This is a genomic window from Collinsella sp. AF29-7AC, assembly GCF_003475665.1.
Classification (GTDB): domain Bacteria; phylum Actinomycetota; class Coriobacteriia; order Coriobacteriales; family Coriobacteriaceae; genus Collinsella.
This window is the reverse complement of the sequence record NZ_QRQX01000008.1, coordinates 20,301-40,450: the sequence shown is the minus strand read 5'-3', so window position 1 is coordinate 40,450 and position 20,150 is coordinate 20,301. Positions and strand designations below refer to the sequence as shown.

Below are 20,150 nucleotides of genomic sequence, written 5' to 3'. Positions count from 1 at the left end.
CTCCAACACACCCCGCTGTCTCAACCTGTAACATCCAGCGGCCCTTTTCGGTCCCAGGTGTTACAGATTTAGATGAAGCGATCGACGGCAACCGTTTGTCTAAATCTGTAACAACTACTCGGCAAATTGGGGTCCAGATGTTACAGATCGAGATTAACCGCGAAGCCTCATCCGAAAATCTCAATCTGTAACACCAGGCCCACTTTTAGCGGCCAAGACGTTACAGATCGAGACAAACGAAACCGCCACAAAGGTGCCTGTTCCCTTTGTGGTGGTCCAGAGAAGAATCAGCCCCGATTAAAAGAGGCGGCATCAAGCCCGGCCTACGTTTGGCGACCCCAAATCGAAGCCCAATGGGGCCTTTCAGCCCCCTCATTCCGGGCGGTCGCTTTCTTTTGAATATTGTCGTAAGCTGGTATCACTTATCTTAATGAATGCATACTGTTTGCGAGGTACCCGCCGTGAAACGCTCCACCTATATCGGCCTGCTCGTCTTAGCGTTTGCGATTACCGCAGTCGGCGTAGGAATTATCTATCTCGCATTTCTCCCCGCCTCTGCAACGCAGGCAGCGATTGAGACCGTAAGCTATCCCATCGAAATCCTCACCGATATCGTCAAACCCGATTCGATCACCGTCGATTTTGACGGTACGCCCGCAGCGCTTGGGGTCAGCAACTATCCCCGTATCGAACTTGGGGCCAAGCGCTATACCAAAGATGAGCAGCTTATCGGTAAGGCAGCCAAGTTGCTCAAAGGCAAGACGTTTAAGCGGTGGTACGGCGCCGTAATATATCGAGCCAAGAACAGCCAAATGAATGGCGGGTATCATTCGACCCTTGAACTCGATGCGGCAAACGGGAGCAGACTGTGCAACGTCTCATACGACCCCGGCTGCGTGGACAACGAAGGGCCGGGAGTCTATATCTCGGATGGCAACGTGATCTACGTCATGGAAGGCGACCAGACGGCAGTCGTCGATTTTATGGATCGGTGTACCGAGGATGCCTACGAACAAACCTGCGAGCCCGATCCACAGACAGCGCGCGACAGTGGCTCAGCACGCACTTGGCTATTTGACGATGAAATAACCTGGACCCCATCGAAATAAGAACCCGCCGGACAGGCACCTTTGTGGTGGTTTCGGCTCCGATGTTCCACTGTCTCGATTTGTAACATCTAGCAGCCCCTTTGGGCCCTAAGTGTTACAGATTGAGATGAAATGATCGGCTGCGGACGTTTGTCTTGATCTGTAACAACTACTCGGCAAATTGGGGTCCAGATGTTACAGATCGAGATGGAACGCGGAGCCCCGTCCGAAATTCTCAATCTGTAACACCAAGCCCGCTTTTATCAGACCAGCTGTTACAGATCGAGACAAACGAAACCGCCACAAAGGGGACAGGCACCTTTGTGGTGGTCCAAAAAGAAGCCGCCCCAATAAAAAGAGGCGGCATCAAGTAAGTCTATTTATTAGCGTCCCTCAAGACCCAACGAGAACGCAGAAATGTAGCCCGGGGCTTACCCTTTCCCGAACGCGACCCTCGCGAAGCGCGTGAGCGGGCGGGAAAGGGTAAGACCCGGGCGGACAATTAAGTGCGTTACTCGGCAGCGGCCTTAAACTTGTTGTAGTTGATCAGGCAGCCGGCCTTGACGATGGCACGCTCCTCGGCCGTCATATCGGCAATATAGAGCTCAATCTGCTCGACCGCACCGTCGGCGCGCACCACGTAGGCGGCGATGTCCTTCAGATCGCCATCGAGCGCGGCACGGATACCCGGCACGAAAACGTAATCGCCCACCTCAAAGTTGGGCTCCACCTCCATCTGGAAGGGCACCATGCCCCAGTTCATCACGTTGGAGCGATAACGCTTGGTGGCGTACTCGTGGACGATGTTGGCCAGGCCGCCGATCACGCGCTGGCAGCTCGCAGCCTGCTCGCGGGCAGAACCGTCGCCCGGCTTCTTGGCATAGAGCATGGAGCCGTACTCGGTCGCCTTGGCATCGGCCGCGACACCCGCACCAGCCAGCGCCTCGAACACACCGGCAAGCTCGGCATCGAGCGCCGCCAGGTCGCCCGCGGCCTCTCCGGCCACGCGGCGCTTCTCCACGGCGTCGACCTCCTTGGAGCGGCCCACGTAGGCCGGATCGCGACGGCTCAGCGTAAACTCGGCCAGGCCCAGCGGGTTGGAGCGGAAGGAACTCGTCTCGCCCGAAGGAATGAGCTCGTCGGTCGTGGTGACCGGGTCCATAATCTTGGAGCACACCTTGAGCAGGATGTCGTCGCCGAGGGGCTCCATCGCGGGCCACGGCTTGATGTTGGGGCCTTCGACCAGCTCGTCGGCAGGCTCCGCCTTGCCAAAGCCCCAGTACACGCGCTTTTTGTACGGCACGTCGTCAAAGGTGTACTCGCAGGCCTCGTCCCAAGTCTCCTCGGGCAGGTCGGTCGCCGGCGTCAGGACGCCGCCGTTGGCAGCCGTCGCCGCGATGGAGCGGGCGTCCATCAGGGCCACGGCGCTCAGCTGGCCATTACCCGGCTTGGAACCCTCGCGGTTGGGGAAGTTGCGCGTGGTGTGGCGGATCGAAAGGCCGTTGTTGGCGGGCGTGTCGCCAGCGCCAAAGCACGGGCCGCAGAACGCCGTGCGCACGATCGCGCCGGCCTCCATAAGGTCGTAGATATAGCCGCGGCGTGTAAGTTCGAGCGCCACGGGCTGGCTCGTGGGATAGACCGACAGCGAGAACTCGCCGCAGCCGGTGTTGGCGCCCTTGAGCACGCGGGCAGCCTGGACCACGGAGTCGTAGTTGCCGCCCGAGCAGCCGGCGATAACGCCCTGCTGCACGTGCAGTTTGCCGTCGACGATCTTGTCGAGCAGGCTAAAGTGCGTCTTACCCTCGCCGATCTTGGCGGCCTCGAGCTCCACCTCGTGAAGGATGTCCTCGAGGTTCTCATTGAGCTCGTCGATCTCAAAGCCGTTGGAAGGATGGAACGGCAGCGCGATCATGGGCTTGATGCTCGACAAGTCGACCTCGACGCAGCCGTCGTAGTAGGCGACATCGGCGGGCTTGAGCTCGCGGTAGTCGTCGCCGCGGCCGTGCATGGTCAGGAATGCATGCGTGTCCTCGTCAGTGGCCCAGATGCTCGACAGGCAGGTGGTCTCGGTGGTCATGACGTCGACGCCGTTGCGGTAATCGGTCGTCATGCTCGCGATGCCGGGGCCCACAAACTCCATGACCTTGTTCTTGACGTAACCCTTGGCAAAGACAGCGCGGATGATGGCGAGCGCAACGTCGTGCGGGCCGACGCCGGGGCGCGGGGCGCCCGTGAGGTAGATGGCGACAACGCCGGGATAGGCGACGTCGTAGGTGTCGCGCAGCAGTTGCTTTGCCAGCTCGCCGCCGCCCTCGCCCACGGCCATAGTGCCCAGAGCGCCGTAGCGGGTGTGCGAGTCGGAACCCAAGATCATCTTGCCGCAACCGGCAAAGTTCTCGCGCATAAAGGAGTGGATGACGGCGATGTGCGGCGGGACGAAGATGCCGCCGTACTTCTTGGCCGCAGAGAGGCCAAAGACGTGGTCGTCCTCGTTGATGGTGCCGCCCACGGCGCACAGCGAATTATGGCAGTTGGTGAGCACGTAGGGCAGCGGGAACTGCTCCATGCCCGAGGCGCGCGCCGTCTGGATGATGCCGACAAAGGTGATGTCGTGGCTCGCCATGGCGTCGAAGCGAATCTTGAGCGCCTCGGGGTCGCCGGACGTATTGTGTGCCTGAAGGATCGAATACGCGATGGTGCCGCGCTTGACATCCTCGGGCGTCTGCGTAATGCCGCGCTCAGCGGCCTCGGCTGCAGGCACAACCTCGCTGCCGCCGCGCAGGTAGATGCCGTCCTCGTACAGCTTAACCATACTGTCTCCCACTCTGCCCGAAAGGCTCGGGCGCATAGCATACATTCGTTCAATATCGTGCCATAGAACGGTTGCGAGCGGGTTACGAATCTGCGCGTTCACTTTATCTCAGTAAAGTAAAGGACGAGCCCGGTGTGGGGCCGGCAGATTTGGCGCAAGAGTGTCCCTTTCGACTAGTCATTTAAGAACGTCCCCAATGACTACCCTACCGCATCCGGAGCAAGGCAACGCCGCAGGCAGAGGACGGACAGCGAGCGCCGTCCAGAGCGAACAAGTTGGCATGAAAAAGGCAAGGCATAGACCTTCTGGTCATGCCTTGCCTTTTGAATGACAAATTGTCGCTCTGGACGTCGCGCAGCGTCGGCCGGTCCGCCGGTCGGCAGAACGGCGGAACCTAGAGATCCCCGCCGGCGCCCAGTAGCTTGCGCATGACTTGCTCGGGGTTAACCGAGCCATCGCGCGGGGCCAGGGCGGTGATCTTCTTCTGCATCTTGTACTCGTGCAGCTCATCCTCGAGCTGGCGCACGCGAGCGCGGAGCTTCTCGTTCTCGCGCTCGCGCTCCTCGGCACGCTCCTTCATATCGAGAATGCGCACCACGCCGGCAAGGTTGATACCCTCGTCAGTCAGCTGGTTGATGAGCTCCAGACGCTCGATATCGGCACGCGAATACAGGCGTGTGTTACCGCCCGAGCGCTGGGGGTTCACCAGACCCTTAGACTCGTAGACGCGCAGAGTCTGCGGATGCATGCCGGTCAGCTCGGCCGCCACGCTGATCATGTACAGCGGTTTGTTCCTATTGTCCTCGGCCATGCTACCTGACCCCTTTCCGTCTCGTTATCGTCCATCATAAGCCCGCGGGCGCGGGCGCGCGCCGCGACCGCCCTAGTACGTCGCCTTGTAACGGTTGACCTTCTCGCGATAGTCGCGCGTGTCGGCCTCGCGCAGCTTGGTCATGGCATCGCGCTCGTCATCGGATAGGTTCGTGGGGACCTGCACCTTGATCTCGACGAGCAGCGCGCCCGTACGGCCACGGTGCTTAACGTCGGGCGCTCCCATCTCCTTAAAGCGGAACTTCTTACCCGTCTGAGTACCCGCGGGCACTTTCAAACGGACCGTCGCACCGCCGGGTGTGGGCACGTCCACCGTGCAGCCGAGCGCCGCCTCGTAGACCGAGACCGGTACCTCCATGGTCACGTCGGCGCCTTTGCGCTTGAACAGCGGGTGCTCCTCCACATGCGTGGTCACGACCAGGTCGCCGCGCTCGCCACCCGCAACGCCATACTCGCCGCGACGCTTGTAGCGTAGCTTGCCGCCATCGACCGCGCCCGCGGGCACCGAGACCGTGATGGTCTGCTGCTCGCCTGTCGAGGGAATGCGATAGGTGACCTTGTGCGTCACGCCGCGAAACGCGTCCTCGGCCGTCACATCGACGGTCAGCGATAGGTCACCGCCCTTGCGAGCGCGGCTGCGACCCGCGCCGGCACCGGCAGCGCCCGCAGCCCCGGCAAAGCCCGAGCCCCAATCGCTACCCCAGGCGCCATTGCCGCTGAAGATGCTGTCGAAGATATCGCCCCAGCCGCTGGCGCCCGCGCCGGCACCGTAGCCGCCGCCATACGCGCCGCCCGCGCCCGGCATGCCGCCGAACATGAGCATCTGGTCGTACTCTTTGCGCTTCTTCTCGTCCGAAAGCGTCTCGTAGGCCTCGCTGATCTCCTTAAACTTGGCCTCGTCGCCGCCGGCATCGGGGTGATATTTTTGCGCGAGCTTGCGAAACGCGCTCTTGATCTCTTTGTCGGAGGCGCTCTTGGATACGCCCAGGATGTCATAGAAGGTTTTGCCTGCAGCCATCGTAGCTCCTCTCCTGTTACGTCCGCCGCCCATGCAGACGACGGCTCATGCTTTCATATGGCACTAGGCCAGAAAGGGCCCCGGGTGTTGCCCCGGGGCCCTTCTCAATTACTCCTCGGTGCTCTCGGCCGTATCGGCCGAAGCATCCTCGGGCGCCGCTTCGGGCTCCGGTGCGGGGCGCTTCTCGCCACCGTAGGTCACCGTCACCATCGCGGAACGCAGGATGCGATCCGCCATGCGGTAGCCCTTCTGGTACACGTCGTTGACGGTCTCGTCGTACTGCGATGCGTCCTCGACGCGACCCACAGCCTGGTGCTCGAGCGGATCGAACGCCTCGCCCTTGGGGTCGATGGGCTCAACGCCCTCGTGCGCAAACACATCGAGCAGCTTGGCATGCACCGCGTCGACGCCATCGACGAACTGCTTAAAGTCGTCGGCAAGCTCTTGGCTGCGGGCATGGTCGATCGCGCGCTCGATATCGTCGATTACCGGCAACAGCGCGGTGACAAGCTTCTCAGTCGCGCGGTCGCGCTCGGCGATGCGCTCGTTGGCGGTGCGGCGACGGAAGTTCTCCCAGTCGGCCTGCAAACGGGCGGTGCGCTCGGTGGCGTCCTTCGCCTTGTCCTCGGCAGCCTTCTGAGCCTCTGCCGCAGCATCGAGCTCGCTGCGCACGTCGGTAAGCTCCTTTTGGGCCTGCTCGAACTTGAGCTTAAAGTCGTTGTCGGCGGCTTCCTCACCGGCGCGGATAGCGGCTTCCACCATCTCGTCCTCGGTCATCGTCGCCTCCTTGTTGGAATCCTCTACCTGGTTCTCGGCAGCCTCGGCGGCCGGGGCCTCGTTGGCCTCGGTATCGTCGACGGCCTCTACGGGAATCTTCACGTCCTTCTCCTCAGAGTCAACGGGGGCGGCGCCAGTGGCGGCCGCCTCCGTGCGAGCTTTACGGGCGGACATGATTACTTGTCCTCGTCGTCCACAACCTCGTAGTCGGCGTCGACAACGTCATCGTCGGCAGGCTGGGCGCCGGCGGCACCGTCGGTCTGCTGCTGAGCGTCGGCGTAGACAACCTGGGCCAGCTCGTAGGCCACGGACTGCAGGGACTCGCCAGCGGCCTTGATGGCCTCGACGTCAGAGCCCTCGAGCGCCTTCTTGGCGTCGGCGATAGCGGTCTCGGCCTTGGACTTCACATCGGCGGAAACCTTGTCGCCCAGCTCGTTGAGGGTCTGCTCGGTGGAGTAGCACAGGCTATCGGTCTGGTTGCGGACCTCGACCTCTTCCTTCTGCTTCTTGTCCTCCTCGGCATGAGCCTCGGCGTCCTTGACCATACGATCGACTTCGTCGTCGGACAGAGCGGTGGAGCCGGAAATGGTGATCTGCTGCTCCTTGCCGGTGCCCTTGTCCTTAGCGGAGACCTTGACGATGCCGTTGGCGTCGATGTCGAAGGTGACCTCGATCTGCGGCACACCGCGGCGGGCAGCCGGGATACCGGTCAGCTGGAACTTACCGAGCGACTTGTTGTCGCGGGCAAGCTCGCGCTCGCCCTGGAGCACGTTGATCTCGACGCTGGTCTGGTTGTCGGCAGCGGTGGAGTAGACCTCGGTCTTGGAGGTCGGGATCGTGGTGTTGCGGTCGATCATCTTGGTCATGATGCCGCCCATAGTCTCGACGCCCAGCGACAGCGGGGTAACATCGAGCAGCAGGATGCCCTCGACGTCGCCGGTGAGCACGCCGCCCTGGACGGCAGCGCCGTCGGCAACGACCTCGTCGGGGTTCACGGACATGTTGGGCTGCTTGCCGGTCATGGTCTTGACGAGCTCCTGGACGGCGGGCATACGGGTGGAGCCGCCGACGAGGATGACCTCGGTCAGATCGGAGAGCTTGAGCTTAGCGTCGCGCAGGGCGTTGGTGACAGGCTGCTTGCAGCGCTCGAGCAGGTCGCGGGTGATCTTCTCGAACTCGGCGCGGGTCAGCGTGTAGTTGAGGTGCAGCGGGCCGGACTGGTTCATGGTAATGAACGGCAGGTTGATGGTGGTCTGCTGGGCGGCGGAGAGCTCCTTCTTGGCGTTCTCGGCGGCCTCCTTCAGACGCTGCAGGGCCATGGGGTCCTGACGCAGGTCGACACCGTTCTCCTGCTGGAACTTATCGGCCATCCAATCGATGACGCGCTGATCCCAGTCGTCGCCGCCCAGGTGGTTGTCGCCCGAGGTGGACAGAACCTCAAACACGCCGTCGGCGAGGTCGAGGATGGAGACGTCGAAGGTGCCGCCGCCCAGGTCGAAGACCAGGATGCGCTGGTCGGTGCCCTGCTTGTCCAGGCCATAGGCAAGAGCAGCAGCAGTCGGCTCGTTGACGATACGCTTGACGTTGAGGCCGGCGATCTTACCGGCGTCCTTGGTGGCCTGACGCTGGGCGTCGTTGAAGTAGGCCGGGACGGTGATGACGGCGTCGGTGACGGTCTCGCCCAGATACTTCTCGGCGTCGGCCTTCATCTTTGCGAGCGTCATGGCGCTCACCTGCTCGGCGGTGTAATCCTTGCCCTCGATGTCGACGACGGCACGGCCGCCCTGGCCCTCCTTGACCTCATACGGCACGGTCTTGATCTCGGAGGTGCACTCGGAGTACTTGCGGCCCATGAAGCGCTTGATGGAGAACACGGTGTTCTTGGGGTTGGTGACAGCCTGGTTCTTAGCGGCCTTACCCACAACGCGGTCGCCGTCGGCACGGAAGCCCACGACGGACGGGGTGGTGCGGTCGCCCTCGGCGTTCACGATAATGGTCGGAGAACCGCCCTCGAGAACGGCCATGGCGGAGTTAGTAGTACCAAGGTCGATACCAAGAATCTTACTCATTAGAAATTCCCTCTCTCTTTTGCGTTCGCGTCGCCTCGACGGTCTGTCGCGCGGCGCTTCGGCTTGTCTTTCAGGATGTAGTGTATCCCCTTATGGGCTGGAATATACAAAATCTAAGTCAATTCATATAAGATTTCTTATTGCTGAGAGTTTAGGTTCTTAAATGCGCAGGTAGATGCGCTGATTGAATTCTCGGCAAATCTATTGAGATCTATGTAGAGATGGCTGAGATTTGGGCCCGAAGGTGCCTAGGGCTGCCTTGCGGAAAGGGTATCCCGGTCTGAGCGCGAATTCTGGGACACAGTTTCCGCCAGGCGGTCCAACCGGAAGCTGCGACCCGTTTTTCGGCCAAATAACGGGATGCCCTTTCCGCAGGCGCGCTTAATAGCGCAATATTTCAAGTCACCTTTAGCTAACATTTACGCAGCTCAACGGCCCCACCTGCGTGTTTTTTAGTAAACCTTGGCATACTCGGCGAACGGTATGAAGATGCCGGCCAGAGGGTATTGCAAACGGTCGCTCCCGTGGTATGTTTTTGCCCGAATCAAACCGGCGCGCATCGTCTGTAGCGTCGGTCAACAGAGAGGAAACTACCATGGCTCATCCCGTAATTGATGCCGACGAGTGCATCGCTTGTGGCGTTTGCGTCGACTCCTGCCCCGCTGGCGTTCTGGAGCTCCAGGACGTCGCCACCGTCGCTGACGAGGACTCCTGCGTCGCCTGTGGCGCTTGCCAGGACGCTTGCCCCGCTGGCGCGATCACCGAGATCGTCGAGGAGTAACAACTCCCGCACTTGCACACTCAAAAGTACACCGTGCACAAAAAGGAGGCCTCCGCATCGCCGCGGAGGCCTCCTTTTGTTTGTACAGGCAGCTAATTTGGCACCGCCGTTGGTTGAACTCGCGCCAGCGAAAACGCCCCATTTGAGGCAAGGTGGCCTGAAAGAGGAGGGAAGCGTACTTTGGTACGCGACCGACGATTGAAGGCCAGATTGCCCAAATGAGGCGTTTGCAGCGTCGGCTACGATAGGTCGTCTTCGTAGGGCATGAGGTCTGCCAAGTAGCCTTTCTCCTTGAGCATGGCCTCGATCTCGTCGAGGGTTTGCTCGTCCTCTGCCGCAATGCGATGGAAGTGATAGCCGCTCGTCACCGTTAGCAGTGGAAAGCTCTTGCCGCTCTCGATATCGTGCAGATAGCGCTCAACATCGCGACGGTTGCGGATGTCCAGGTCGGCCGTGATCTTACCGTACACGCGGTGATTGACGATCACGTTGAGCACGGCGCCGCCGGCGTCGACGATACTCGTGAGCTCATCGCCTGCCTGCTCCACGCTGTGGCGAACCTTGACCAAGCGCGTGGGCACGGCGGGGCTGCTGGGGGCCTCCTGCAGCACATAGCCACGGTTGGTTGCCACGACATCGTGCCCATCGGCACGCAACAGGGCAATATCCTGAACCACGACCTGGCGGCTCACGCCAACCTCGCGGGCAAGTGCGCTGCCCGAAACGGGCTCCCTGGCTCCCTCGAGCACGCCCATGATGGCACGACGGCGCTCGCGGGCGTTCATTATTTACCGTCCAGCAGACGCAGGTGCTTGAGCGAGAGGTCGAGAATCGGCGCAGAGTGCGTCAATGCCCCCGAGCTAATAAAGTCAACGCCCAGGTCGGCGAGCGCGCGGACATTGTTGGCGTCCACGTTGCCCGAGCACTCGGTCTTGGCGCGGCCGGCGATAAGCTCAATCGCGGCAGCCATGTCATCGTGGGTCATGTTGTCGAACATGATGATGTCGGCACCGGCCTCCACGGCCTCGCGTACCATGTCCAGGTTCTCGCACTCAATCTCAACCGTCGTGGTAAACGATGCGTGAGCGCGCGCCATCTCGATCGCGCGCGTCACGCCACCGGCGGCATCGATGTGGTTGTCCTTGAGCATGACGGCCGTCGACAGGTTGTAGCGGTGGTTGCTGCCGCCGCCAATCTCAACCGCCGCCTTCTCAAACACGCGCATGCCCGGCGTGGTCTTGCGCGTGTCGACGAGCACGGTCTTGGTTCCCTCGAGCGCCGCGGCCATGCTGTGCGTGTAGGTAGCGATGCCGCTCATGCGCTGCAGGTAGTTGAGCGCCACGCGCTCACCCGAAAGCAGCACGCGCGCATCGCCGCGCACCTGACCCACATGGTCGCCGGCGTGCACCTCCTCGCCATCGGCAACGTCGAGCAGCACCGAGCTCTGCGAATCCAGCAGCTCAAAGGTACGGGCAAACACATCCAAGCCGGCGATGATGCCGTCGGCCTTGGCGATAAGCTCCACCGTGGCGGGACGCGCCGTGGGGCACACGCTCGCCGTGCTCACGTCCTCAAACGTAATGTCCTCGCGCAGAGCCTGCAAAATCAGATCATCGACGACGAGCTTCATGGTAATGGGATTCATGGTCTACTCCTCTGCGGCCTGCGTGCCGGCGGCACGGGCCAAATCATCGATTGCAAGGGTATCGGAACTCAGGGCGCGATGGCGTCCATCGAGCGCGGGCTCGCCCGCCTGCTCCACGGCCAGCGACTCGCCGGTGCGCATGTACCACGCGGCGCGACGACCCCAGACCAGCGCCTCGAGCAGACTATTTGATGCAAGGCGATTCTTGCCGTGAACGCCGTTGCAAGCCGTCTCGCCCGCGGCGTAGAGCTCGGGCATCGAAGTGCGGCCGTCCTTATCGACCCATACGCCGCCCATAAAGTAGTGCTGCGTGGGCGTAACGGGGATGGGCTCGTCCAAGATGTCGCGGCCGTCCTCAAGGCAGCGCGCGCGAATGTTGGCAAAGTGCCCGGTCACTACATCGCGCTCGACGGGGGCAAAGCTCAGCCACTCGTGCTCGGTGCCGTCCTGCTTCATCTGCTCGCGGATGGCGGCAGCGACAACGTCGCGCGGCTGCAACTCGTCGGTAAAACGCTCGCCGGCGGCATTGAGCAGAATCGCGCCCTCACCGCGGCAGCTCTCGCTGATCAGGAACGTACGGCCTGGCTGCGGCGAGAACAGGCCCGTGGGATGGATCTGCACGTAGTCCAGGTGCTCCATCTTAATGCCGTGCTCCTGCGCGATGTAGCAGGCGTCGCCCGTGAGCTGCGGGTAGTTGGTCGAATGGTCGTATACGCCACCGATGCCGCCCGTCGCCCACAGCGTATGGCGGGCATGGATCTTAAACGGCTTACCGACATGCACGCCCTCAGCGGCATTTGCCAGCTCGTCGGCGGGGCGAGCTGAATCGTCCTCGTCCACGGCAACAGCGACGACACCAGTGCACACCGTGGCCCCATCGCGCTCGGCCGTCAGGATGTCGGTCATGGCAACGTGTTCGAGAATCTGCACGTTGTCCAGCTTGCGGACGGCCTGAAGCAGCTTGGTCGTAATCTCCTTACCCGTAATGTCGGCATGGAAGGCAATGCGCGGACGGCTGTGCGCGCCCTCGCGGGTAAAGTCGAGGCCGCCATCGGCCTTGCGCTCAAAATCCACGCCCATCGCTAGCAGGTCGTTGATGACCGAGCGGCTCGAGCGAATCATGATGTCGACGCTCTCGCGGCGGTTCTCGTAATGGCCGGCGTGCATGGTGTCCTCAAAGAAGGCATCGTAGTCCGAGCCCTCGGGCAGCACGCAGATGCCGCCCTGCGCGAGCATCGAATCGCACTCGTCGACCGCGCCCTTGGAGAGCATGATCACGCGCGTGCTCGTCGGCAGGTTGAGCGCCGCGTACAGGCCCGCTACGCCGCAGCCGGCAATGACGACGTCGCACTCCATGTCGGGGTATTGCTTGGTTTCCACAGGAATCCTCTCCCTTGTGACGTGACTGGGGAACCGCCCCTCATGTCACATTGTTCTAGCGCGCCGCGTACTCGAGCATGCGGTCGAGCGTGAGCTTGGCCTGGTCGGCAGCCTCGTCCGACACGCCAATCTGCACCTCGCCCTCGCCCGTCTCTAGGCAGCGTACGAGCTTTTCGAGCGTGATGAGATCCATGTTGACGCAGGTGGGCTGCACCGCAGGGAAGTAGAACTTCTTGCCGGTGCCCTGGCAGCGGCGCTCAAGTTCGTAGAGCACGCCGCGGACCGTCACGATGATGAACTCGCTCGCGTCCGACTCCTCGGCATACTTGATGATGCCGGCAGTAGACCCGATGTAGTCGGCCTCAGCCAGGACGTCGGCCTTGCACTCGGGGTGCGCTAGCACGAGCGCGTCGGGGTGCGCCTCCTGCGCGTCGACGATCTGCTCGACGGTGATGATGTGATGACGCGGGCAGTAGCCGTTGTTGAGAATGACGTGCTTTTGGGGCACCTGCTCGGCCACAAAGCGGCCCAGGTTTTGATCGGGGATGAACAGGACATGCTGCTGCGGCAGCTCGGACACGATCTTGACGGCGTTGGAGCTGGTGACGCACACATCACTCCAGCTCTTGATCTCGACCGTCGAGTTGACGTAGCAGACCACGGCAAGGTCGTCGCCGTACTCGGCGCGCGCCGCGTCGACCGTCTCGCGCTTGACCATGTGCGCCATGGGGCAGTCCGCACCCGGCTCGGGCAGCAGCACGGTCTTGGTGGAGTTGAGCAGCTTGGCGCTCTCACCCATAAACTCCACGCCGCACAGCACGATAGTCTGCTGCGGCAGGCTTTTGGCAAGCTTTGCCAGGTAAAAGCTGTCGCCGACGTAATCGGCAACGGCCTGGACCTCGGGCGCCACATAGTAGTGCGCCAGGATCACCGTGTCACGTTGGGTTTTTAGTTGCTGAATGGCCTCGACGAGCTCTGCGGGCACCAGTGCCGCGCGCTCCGTTGCCGTCGTTGCCGATGCTAGGCCGGCCGCGATATCGCGTGCAAGCTCCGACGCATCCATGTTCGCGCTCTGTGCCATCAAGGCCCCTCTCTTTTGGCGAATCTTGGGGCTTTAGTATGACACCTAGGTTTACAGCTGACAAGACAGCTGTAAACCTAGGTGTAAAGTTGAAATAAAGATTCAATCTTGGGGCGGGTCCATTTTCGAACTGGCAAGCTGAGGATAGTCGAAAATGGACCCGCCCCAAGATTCGAGCGGCCCGCATTGTCCTGGACCAAGGGGCAGTGGTCAAAAAAGGCCAAATATGAGTACTGTCACCAAATTAGTAGCAGCGATTTTCCGGTCCAGATCAGCAAAATCGCCTTGTTTGGAGCCCGATCGTGACTCTGACGGACGAAAATCGATGCGCTTTTGGCCGCTGGCACCGATTTTGGAGGCCATTTGGCTGCCACTAAACTGGTAACAGTACTCATATTTGGCCTTTTTTGACCACCGGGCTTCCGGCAGACCCCAAAAGCGGGCCCGAATCGCTCGATCCGGGCCCGCTGGGGGTAGCGCGCACAATCGAGGTGTAAGAAGCAAGAGAGGGCCATCGCCTAGAATCGTCAGCGCCTAGATATTCGACGAGAGGAAAGACGATGGCCCGCAGCGACATGCTATCCCAGCCGGACCGGGGGCTCGGCCTCGACCGGCCCCAGACCGAGGCATTTCACCGACGAGTTCAAGAGGAAGATAGTCGATCTCCACAACGCCGGAAAGCCCAGGCGCGAGGCCATGGACGAGTGCGGCCTCGGCAAGAGCACCGTGGAGAGGCGGGTCAAGCCGATAAACGCGACCGGCTCGCCGCGCGCCGCCGACAACCGCACGCCCGAGTAGAACCGGATCCTGGAGCCCGAGCGCGAGAACCGCAGGCTCCGGATGGAGGTCGACGTCTTAAGACGAGCGGCGCCGGTATACGCTCGGAAGTGAGGGCCATGGCGGCCAACGGGGGCCGCTGCCCCATGTCGGCGCAGCGCGGGCATCGAGGTATTCCGCACGGACCGCGGCAGCGAGTTCGACAACGCCGAGATCGACCTGATGCTCGAGGCCTTCGGCATAGAGAGGTCGCTGTCGGCCAAGGGCCGCCCCCACGGCAACGCCGTCGACGAGTCGACCGACGGGATACTGAAGGCCGAGCTCGTCCACCGCGAGACGTTCGGCACGACGCGCGAGCTCCGGGCCAAGCTCTCGGACTACGTGCACTGGTACAACAACTTCAGGATCCACTCGACGCTGGGCTACATGTCGCCGGTCGAGTTCAGAAAGGCGGGGCTGTCCCTACCGGAATCGTCCAAATAGGTGTTGCCAATCCAGCGCATCGAGGCGGGCCCTGCCGGCGAGAAGACGGCTGCGTGGACGACCGCCCAAGCCGCCGCCCACGAATTCGTGGGCGAAGTCGGGCTCGACTTCTCGCGCGCCCATGCATCGACGCGCGCGGCGCAGCTCTGCGCCTTCGACCGCATCGTGGCCGCCTGCGCCGCGCAGCCGCGCGCGGGCCGCGTCGTGTCCATCCATGCCGTGCACGCCGCCACAGAAGCGCTCGACATCCTCGAGCGCCACGGCCTCCCCGCGCACGCGACCTGCATCTTCCACTGGTTTTCGGGCAGCGGCGAGGACTTGAACCGCCTGCGCGCGCTCGGGTGCCTCGTCTCGGTCAACGCGTGCATGCTCGCGACCAGGCGCGGGCGCGCCTACGCGCGCCAACTGCCGGAAGACGCACTGCTCTTGGAGACAGATGCGCCCGCATGGCTCGATGCCCCCTGCTCCGCCGCAGAGCTGGAAGCCTCGCTCGCCCACACGCTCTCCCTGCTCGCCGAGATCCGCGGCACCTCTACGCAAACGCTCGCCCCCGCTCTTGCGGAGACGAGCGTGCGTCTCTTGCGATTGTAATCAGCAGATGCGCGGGGCGGCGCATCGCGCAACTCGATTAACCGCCCCGCCGCAGTCCGGACGGTTAGACCACATTGAACGTGAAGCGCGTGCCCGCACGCAGGCCGTCGAGCAGCATGAGCTCCGCGCCATCGATATACCCCACCACATTCGTCCGCCCGCTGTTTTCCATGGCCGCGAGCGCAATCTGAACCTCGCCGGCATACTGGCCGTAACCGTCGTTGTCCACGAGCACATCGCCCCGCCGGATATCGACCGTGTTGAAGGGAGCGACCTCCCCTTTCACCATCCGGCTCTCGACGGTGCGCACGAGATAGCCGTTTTGCTCGGGACGACACGACAGGCCGAGGCGCAGGCGCCGCTCAAGCTCCTTCGGCAAACCGGGAGCGCGATGCAAGGTGAACGCCATCGGGGCTGCGACGCCCGCAGCGATTGCCGCAAGCTCGCGCTCGCTCGCAAAGCAGTTGCCCACGATGATGTCATCCACGCAGCCGAGTTGCACGAGGTGACGGGCCTGCACGGCGGCGGGCAGATCGCGATGCATCTCAAGCGTAGGCAAACCGTCGCATGCCGGCCACGGGCCGAAGGCCTCCGGCTCCTGCGATGACACGAATGCCTGGAGTGGAAGCCCGCGCTCCTTCCACCGACGCGAGCAGGTCAGAAAATACTCGAGCGTCAGACCCGTGTAGCGATGCGGATAGTAGTTATGGCAGCCTACGATGCGCGCCGGCTCCCCACCGCTTGCGAGCAGCGCCCCGATGTGGTCGCACGCGTTTGCCGAGGCGTTGAGGCACACCCCGATGCCCGCCTCGTTGCGCGTGAGAAACGCCTCCTCCATCTCGGAGAGACCGAGATCGAGACGCATGACATCGCAGCCTATCTCCTGGAGAAATCCCAGATCGAGCTTGCCGCGCAAAACGCTCGCATTCACGCCGAATCGCGCAAGCACCGAAGGGTTCACGTCGCAGAACACCTCGAAGCCGAGCGCATGCGCCTCGTCGGTCAAAGCCCGGTAACGTGCCGTGACTTCATCGCGTTCATCGCGGACGCCGAGCAGCGCCACGAACAGCACGCGATAGCCGTGACGGGCGGCGAGGCGCAGGTATTCTCGGCACGCCTCGGCAGAGGCGAATTCCGGGTAGAGGGAAATGCCCAACCGCACCTCACGCATGGGAGACCTCCCCGCCGAGATCCTCGCCGTTCGTCTCGATCACGCGCTGGTACCAATAGAACGAGTCCTTGCGGCTGCGCTCGAAGGTGCCCGTTCCGTCATCGTGGCGATCGACGTAGATGAAACCGTAGCGCTTCGCGAACTCGCCGGTCGAGGCGCTCACCAAGTCGATGGGGCCCCACGAGGTGTAACCCATGAGGTCGACGCCGTCGTCCACCGCCTCGGCCATCTGCTCGATGTGCTGGCGTAAATACTCGATGCGGTACGGGTCGTGGATGGAACCGTCCTCCTCGACCGTATCGTAGGCACCCAAGCCGTTCTCCACGAGCATGACGGGCTTCTGATAGCGATCCCAGATGGCATTCAGCGACCAGCGCAGGCCCACCGGATCGACCTGCCAACCCCAGTCGCTCGTCTTGAGGTAGGGATTCTTTGCGCCGAAGGCGAAGTTGCCGCCCGTCGTCTCGAACTTCTCGGGATGCGCGGAGAGGCAGACCGACATGTAGTAGCTGAACGTGACGAAGTCGACCGTGCCGCGCGCGAGCGTCTCGGCGTCGTCCGGCTCCATCGCGACCTCGATGCCCTTCTCGGCAAAGTGGCGCCTCATGTAGCTGGGATAGTATCCTCGCACCTGAACATCGGAGCAGAACCAATTGGCCACGCGCATGCGCTGCTGCACGAGCACCGCGTCATCGGGATCGCAGGTATAGGGGTACATGAGCGCAAACGAGGACATGCAGCCGATGCGGTACTCGGGATAGCGCTCGTGGGCCAGAGCCGTCACGCGCGCGGCAGCGACGAGCATATGGTGCAGCGCTTGGAAGCGCTCGGCGGGGTTATCGGGCAGGCCGTTGATGGGCCCCTCGTACCCACGGACGGTGCTCAAGTTGAGCACGGCCCCGCCGCGACCGATGCCCGTATTCATCTCGTTCAGCGTGAGCCAGTAGCGCACCTTGCCCCGATAGCGCTCGAACACGCAGGCGCAAAAGCGCTCGAAGCACGCGATGAGCTCATGGCCGGCCCAGCCGTTGTACTTGCTCGCCAGCGCATAGGGCATCTCATAATGGCTGAGCGTCACGATGGGCTCGATGCCGTGCTCGCGGCAGCAGTCGAACACGCGGTCATAGAACGCCAGACCGAGCTCGTTGGGCTCCGCCTCCTCCCCCGTAGGGAAGACGCGCGTCCACGCAATCGAGAGCCGCAACGCCTTGAAGCCCATCTCCGCGAGCATCGCGATGTCCTCGCGATAGCGATGGTAGAAATCGCACGCCTCGTGGCTCGGATAGAACGTGTCCGGCTCAAGGGTCGGCGTGATGCGCTTGTCGACCTTATGCGAACCGGCCGTGCACACGTCAGGCACCGAGACGCCCTTGCCGTCCACATCCCATGCGCCCTCGATCTGATTGGCCGAGATGGCGCCGCCCCACAAGAATCCATCGGGAAATCTACCCATGGAACACCTCCAAATACAACGAGGGGCGAGACTCGAAGAGCCGCGCCCCAATCACAAGTCACCCGCAGAGAGCGGGGCACATGCGCACATGCGCCAAGATGGTCCCTACGCTTCGGAAGCGGCCTTCTCGGCAGCCTCCTTCTCGCACAGCTGATGGTCATACACCTTCACGAACGGCAGGTAGACCAAGAAGGCGATGACGAAGGCCATAGGGGCAATGAAGAGGTTCTGCCACGCAAGGGAGGGCATGAAGCTCTGCATGATGATCGGCAGCTGCGTCATGATGAGCAGGTGGCCGGGCTGGAAGAAATCGAGCGAGTAGCCGATATAGGCAAAGAACATGATGATCATGGGGTTCAGGATAAACGGGATGGCCATGATGGGGTTATAGATGATGGGGGTACCGAACGCCATGGGCTCGGAGATGTTGAACACCGCAGGAACGATACCGGCCTTGCCCACAGCGCGAAGCTGCTCGGACTTGGAACGCATGCAAAGCACGGCGAGCGGCAGCACGTTGCCGCTACCACCGCAGCAAGACATGACGCCATACAGGGCGATCGGAGCGAACATGGCAGCCTGGCCGGAGGCGACGAGCTCGGCGTTCTGGGTGTAGAACTGGATCATGGGGGCCATGATGACCGGAGAGAGCACCATCGCGCCGTGGATGCCGAGACTCCAGAGCAGCTGGCACACAAACGCGAGTACGAACATGCCGGGCACCGACATGAGGGGCGTCAGCGGGATGGACAGGATACCGGCGATGGCGCCCGGGAGCACGACGCCGATGGTCATCTGGGCAAGTGTGTTGAGACCATGCCAGAGCAGGATGCAGGTGACGAGCGGCACGAGGGTCGCGAAAGCGTCCGAAAGGAACTGCGGAACCGCGTCGGGCATCTTGAGGCTCACGTGATGCTTCTGGCAGAAATCGATGATCTTGACCGAAACCAGCGGGATGATGAGCGCGGTGAAGAGACCGGTGCCGCCAAGGTAGGTGGTGGCGAGCACGCTCATGGTCGAGCCGTCCTGCAGGGTGACACTCTGAACGGGAGCACACACGAGCAGGAAGAGAATCATGGTGACGATGCCGTTCGCCAGCGCGCCCTCCATCTCCAAGTTCTTGGAGTAGATGTAGCCCACGGCGAAGGCCACGACGACGCCCAGGATGCCCATGGTCATGTTATAGGGCGTGGTGAGCCACATATAGGCGGCGTCGGTCGTCTCGAGCACGCCTACGATATCCAGCAGCGTGGCGACGACGGTGAAGATGGCGCCGGCGAGGATGACCGCCATGGCCGCCATCATGCCACCGCTGATGGCGGACAGGGCCTTGTTGGCCTGGAGCCTGCCGCCCCATCCTGCAGCTTCATCATCACTGGGGATTGATACAGGTTGTCAAGTTTGGACATTGGTGTTCCGTTTCTCTTCGATCGAGACGGGTATCTAGCCCTGGACGAGAGACTCGACGAGCTTCATGATATTGGCGCAGTTGCCCGTGCCGTAATCGGTCGGCGGAATGACGGCAACCGGCATGCCGGACTCGGCGGCGATGTTGTCCTTCTGATAGGAAATCTGCGGACCCATGAGGATGCAGTCATACTCATGGCAGACCGTCTTGTACGTGTTGACGCTCTGGGCGGCGATGCTGAAATTGATCCCCTGCTCAGCGGCATACTTCTCAAGCTTCTTCATGAGAATGCTCGTGGACATCCCCATGGCGCAAACCAGCAATACCTTCATTGTTTTGATTCTCCTTGCATAACGGTCGTATCAACAAAGACGGCGGCCTTGAGCGCGCCATCCCGCCCGCATTACTCGGCGCGCGTCGCGTCGAGCTCGCGATACACATTCACGATCTCCTCGACCAGCTCCTGCGCGAGCATCGAGGTCATGAGATGGTCCTGGGCGTGCACGAGCATCACGTCGACGACGGTATGGTCGCCCGAAGCCTCCTTGGAAAGAAGCTGGGTCTGCACGTGATGGGCCTCGAGCGCGGCCTCCTTGCTCTGCTCGAGCAGGGCCTTCGCCGCCTCGAAATCATACTCCTTGGCCTTCTTCAGCGCCTCGAAGGCGAGGCTGCGCGCCTGACCCGCCGAAGCGATGATGCCGAAGGAGATCATCTCGGTGCTCTGTTCCTCCTCTGCCATGGTTTTCACCTCCCTCTCGGTTTGCAAATATCTCAATGGAAAACGT

At 62.1% G+C, this 20,150-nt stretch carries 19 protein-coding genes; 5 read left to right on the top strand and 14 right to left on the bottom strand.

Going from position 1 to position 20,150, the window contains the following annotated elements:
* Positions 1-461 precede the first annotated feature (461 nt).
* The gene (locus DWZ15_RS05090) at positions 462-1,109 is read left to right on the top strand and encodes a hypothetical protein (protein WP_118449758.1); all 648 of its coding nucleotides are present in this window, start codon (positions 462-464) and stop codon (positions 1,107-1,109) included.
* A gap of 490 nt (positions 1,110-1,599) precedes the next feature.
* Here DWZ15_RS05090 and DWZ15_RS05085 read toward each other — a convergent pair whose 3' ends face one another.
* From DWZ15_RS05085 to dnaK, 5 genes are all read right to left on the bottom strand, one after another.
* Entirely contained in the window at positions 1,600-3,900 is a 2,301-nt protein-coding gene (locus tag DWZ15_RS05085; protein ID WP_118449756.1) for a hydratase, read from the bottom strand.
* Positions 3,901-4,294: 394 nt separating this feature from the next.
* A complete protein-coding gene (locus DWZ15_RS05080; RefSeq protein WP_006235210.1) occupies positions 4,295-4,711 on the bottom strand; it encodes a heat shock protein transcriptional repressor HspR in 417 nt (138 codons plus the stop codon).
* A 72-nt stretch (positions 4,712-4,783) separates the two neighbouring features.
* Positions 4,784-5,749: a DnaJ C-terminal domain-containing protein gene (locus tag DWZ15_RS05075; RefSeq protein ID WP_055285310.1), complete on the bottom strand. Its 966-nt coding sequence runs from the start codon at positions 5,747-5,749 to the stop codon at positions 4,784-4,786.
* A gap of 108 nt (positions 5,750-5,857) precedes the next feature.
* Positions 5,858-6,700, bottom strand: coding sequence for a nucleotide exchange factor GrpE (locus tag DWZ15_RS05070; RefSeq protein WP_118449754.1), 843 nt, complete (start codon positions 6,698-6,700; stop codon positions 5,858-5,860).
* Positions 6,701-6,702: 2 nt separating this feature from the next.
* Complete coding sequence (gene dnaK / locus DWZ15_RS05065; RefSeq protein WP_055250813.1) at positions 6,703-8,595, bottom strand: molecular chaperone DnaK; 1,893 nt, start codon at positions 8,593-8,595, stop codon at positions 6,703-6,705.
* Between the two features lie 595 nt (positions 8,596-9,190).
* Here dnaK and DWZ15_RS05060 point away from each other — a divergent pair.
* On the top strand, positions 9,191-9,376 hold the full coding sequence (locus DWZ15_RS05060; protein ID WP_006235216.1) for a DUF362 domain-containing protein: 186 nt from the start codon (positions 9,191-9,193) through the stop codon (positions 9,374-9,376).
* Positions 9,377-9,615: 239 nt separating this feature from the next.
* Here the strand turns inward: DWZ15_RS05060 and DWZ15_RS05055 are convergent, their stop codons facing one another.
* The 4 genes from DWZ15_RS05055 to nadA all read right to left on the bottom strand — a co-directional run bounded on the left by DWZ15_RS05055 (position 9,616) and on the right by nadA (position 13,482).
* A complete protein-coding gene (locus DWZ15_RS05055; RefSeq protein WP_117770262.1) occupies positions 9,616-10,161 on the bottom strand; it encodes a transcription repressor NadR in 546 nt (181 codons plus the stop codon).
* Positions 10,161-11,021 carry a carboxylating nicotinate-nucleotide diphosphorylase gene (nadC, locus tag DWZ15_RS05050; RefSeq protein ID WP_118449752.1) on the bottom strand — a complete coding sequence of 287 codons (861 nt, stop codon included), beginning with the start codon at positions 11,019-11,021 and terminating at the stop codon, positions 10,161-10,163. Before nadC ends, DWZ15_RS05055 begins: the two co-directional genes overlap by 1 nt.
* Positions 11,022-11,024: 3 nt before the next feature.
* Complete coding sequence (locus tag DWZ15_RS05045) at positions 11,025-12,377, bottom strand: FAD-binding protein (protein ID WP_369833231.1); 1,353 nt, start codon at positions 12,375-12,377, stop codon at positions 11,025-11,027.
* Positions 12,378-12,456: 79 nt separating this feature from the next.
* Positions 12,457-13,482 carry a quinolinate synthase NadA gene (nadA, locus tag DWZ15_RS05040; protein WP_118449748.1) on the bottom strand — a complete coding sequence of 342 codons (1,026 nt, stop codon included), beginning with the start codon at positions 13,480-13,482 and terminating at the stop codon, positions 12,457-12,459.
* A 999-nt stretch (positions 13,483-14,481) separates the two neighbouring features.
* Here nadA and DWZ15_RS10680 point away from each other — a divergent pair.
* Both DWZ15_RS10680 and DWZ15_RS05030 read left to right on the top strand, forming a co-directional pair.
* Entirely contained in the window at positions 14,482-14,742 is a 261-nt protein-coding gene (locus tag DWZ15_RS10680) for an IS3 family transposase (protein ID WP_233544641.1), read from the top strand.
* A gap of 3 nt (positions 14,743-14,745) precedes the next feature.
* A complete protein-coding gene (locus DWZ15_RS05030) occupies positions 14,746-15,333 on the top strand; it encodes a TatD family hydrolase (protein WP_158572496.1) in 588 nt (195 codons plus the stop codon).
* 64 nt (positions 15,334-15,397) lie between these two features.
* Here DWZ15_RS05030 and DWZ15_RS05025 read toward each other — a convergent pair whose 3' ends face one another.
* The 3 genes from DWZ15_RS05025 to DWZ15_RS05015 form a co-directional block, all read right to left on the bottom strand.
* Complete coding sequence (locus DWZ15_RS05025) at positions 15,398-16,504, bottom strand: DUF871 domain-containing protein (protein WP_117742909.1); 1,107 nt, start codon at positions 16,502-16,504, stop codon at positions 15,398-15,400.
* On the bottom strand, positions 16,497-17,957 hold the full coding sequence (locus DWZ15_RS05020; protein ID WP_118449744.1) for a glycoside hydrolase family 1 protein: 1,461 nt from the start codon (positions 17,955-17,957) through the stop codon (positions 16,497-16,499). The genes DWZ15_RS05025 and DWZ15_RS05020 overlap by 8 nt, the downstream gene beginning before the upstream one ends.
* Before the next feature lie 105 nt (positions 17,958-18,062).
* The gene (locus DWZ15_RS05015; protein WP_233544640.1) at positions 18,063-19,250 is read right to left on the bottom strand and encodes a PTS sugar transporter subunit IIC; all 1,188 of its coding nucleotides are present in this window, start codon (positions 19,248-19,250) and stop codon (positions 18,063-18,065) included.
* Here DWZ15_RS05015 and DWZ15_RS10675 point away from each other — a divergent pair.
* Entirely contained in the window at positions 19,249-19,404 is a 156-nt protein-coding gene (locus DWZ15_RS10675) for a hypothetical protein (protein ID WP_233544639.1), read from the top strand. The genes DWZ15_RS05015 and DWZ15_RS10675 overlap by 2 nt on opposite strands.
* Here the strand turns inward: DWZ15_RS10675 and DWZ15_RS05010 are convergent.
* Positions 19,401-19,697 (bottom strand): PTS sugar transporter subunit IIB, encoded by a 297-nt coding sequence (locus DWZ15_RS05010; RefSeq protein WP_118449742.1) that lies wholly within the window; start codon positions 19,695-19,697, stop codon positions 19,401-19,403. The genes DWZ15_RS10675 and DWZ15_RS05010 overlap by 4 nt on opposite strands.
* A 71-nt stretch (positions 19,698-19,768) precedes the next feature.
* Complete coding sequence (locus DWZ15_RS05005) at positions 19,769-20,104, bottom strand: PTS lactose/cellobiose transporter subunit IIA (protein ID WP_118449740.1); 336 nt, start codon at positions 20,102-20,104, stop codon at positions 19,769-19,771.
* Positions 20,105-20,150: the final 46 nt, after the last annotated feature.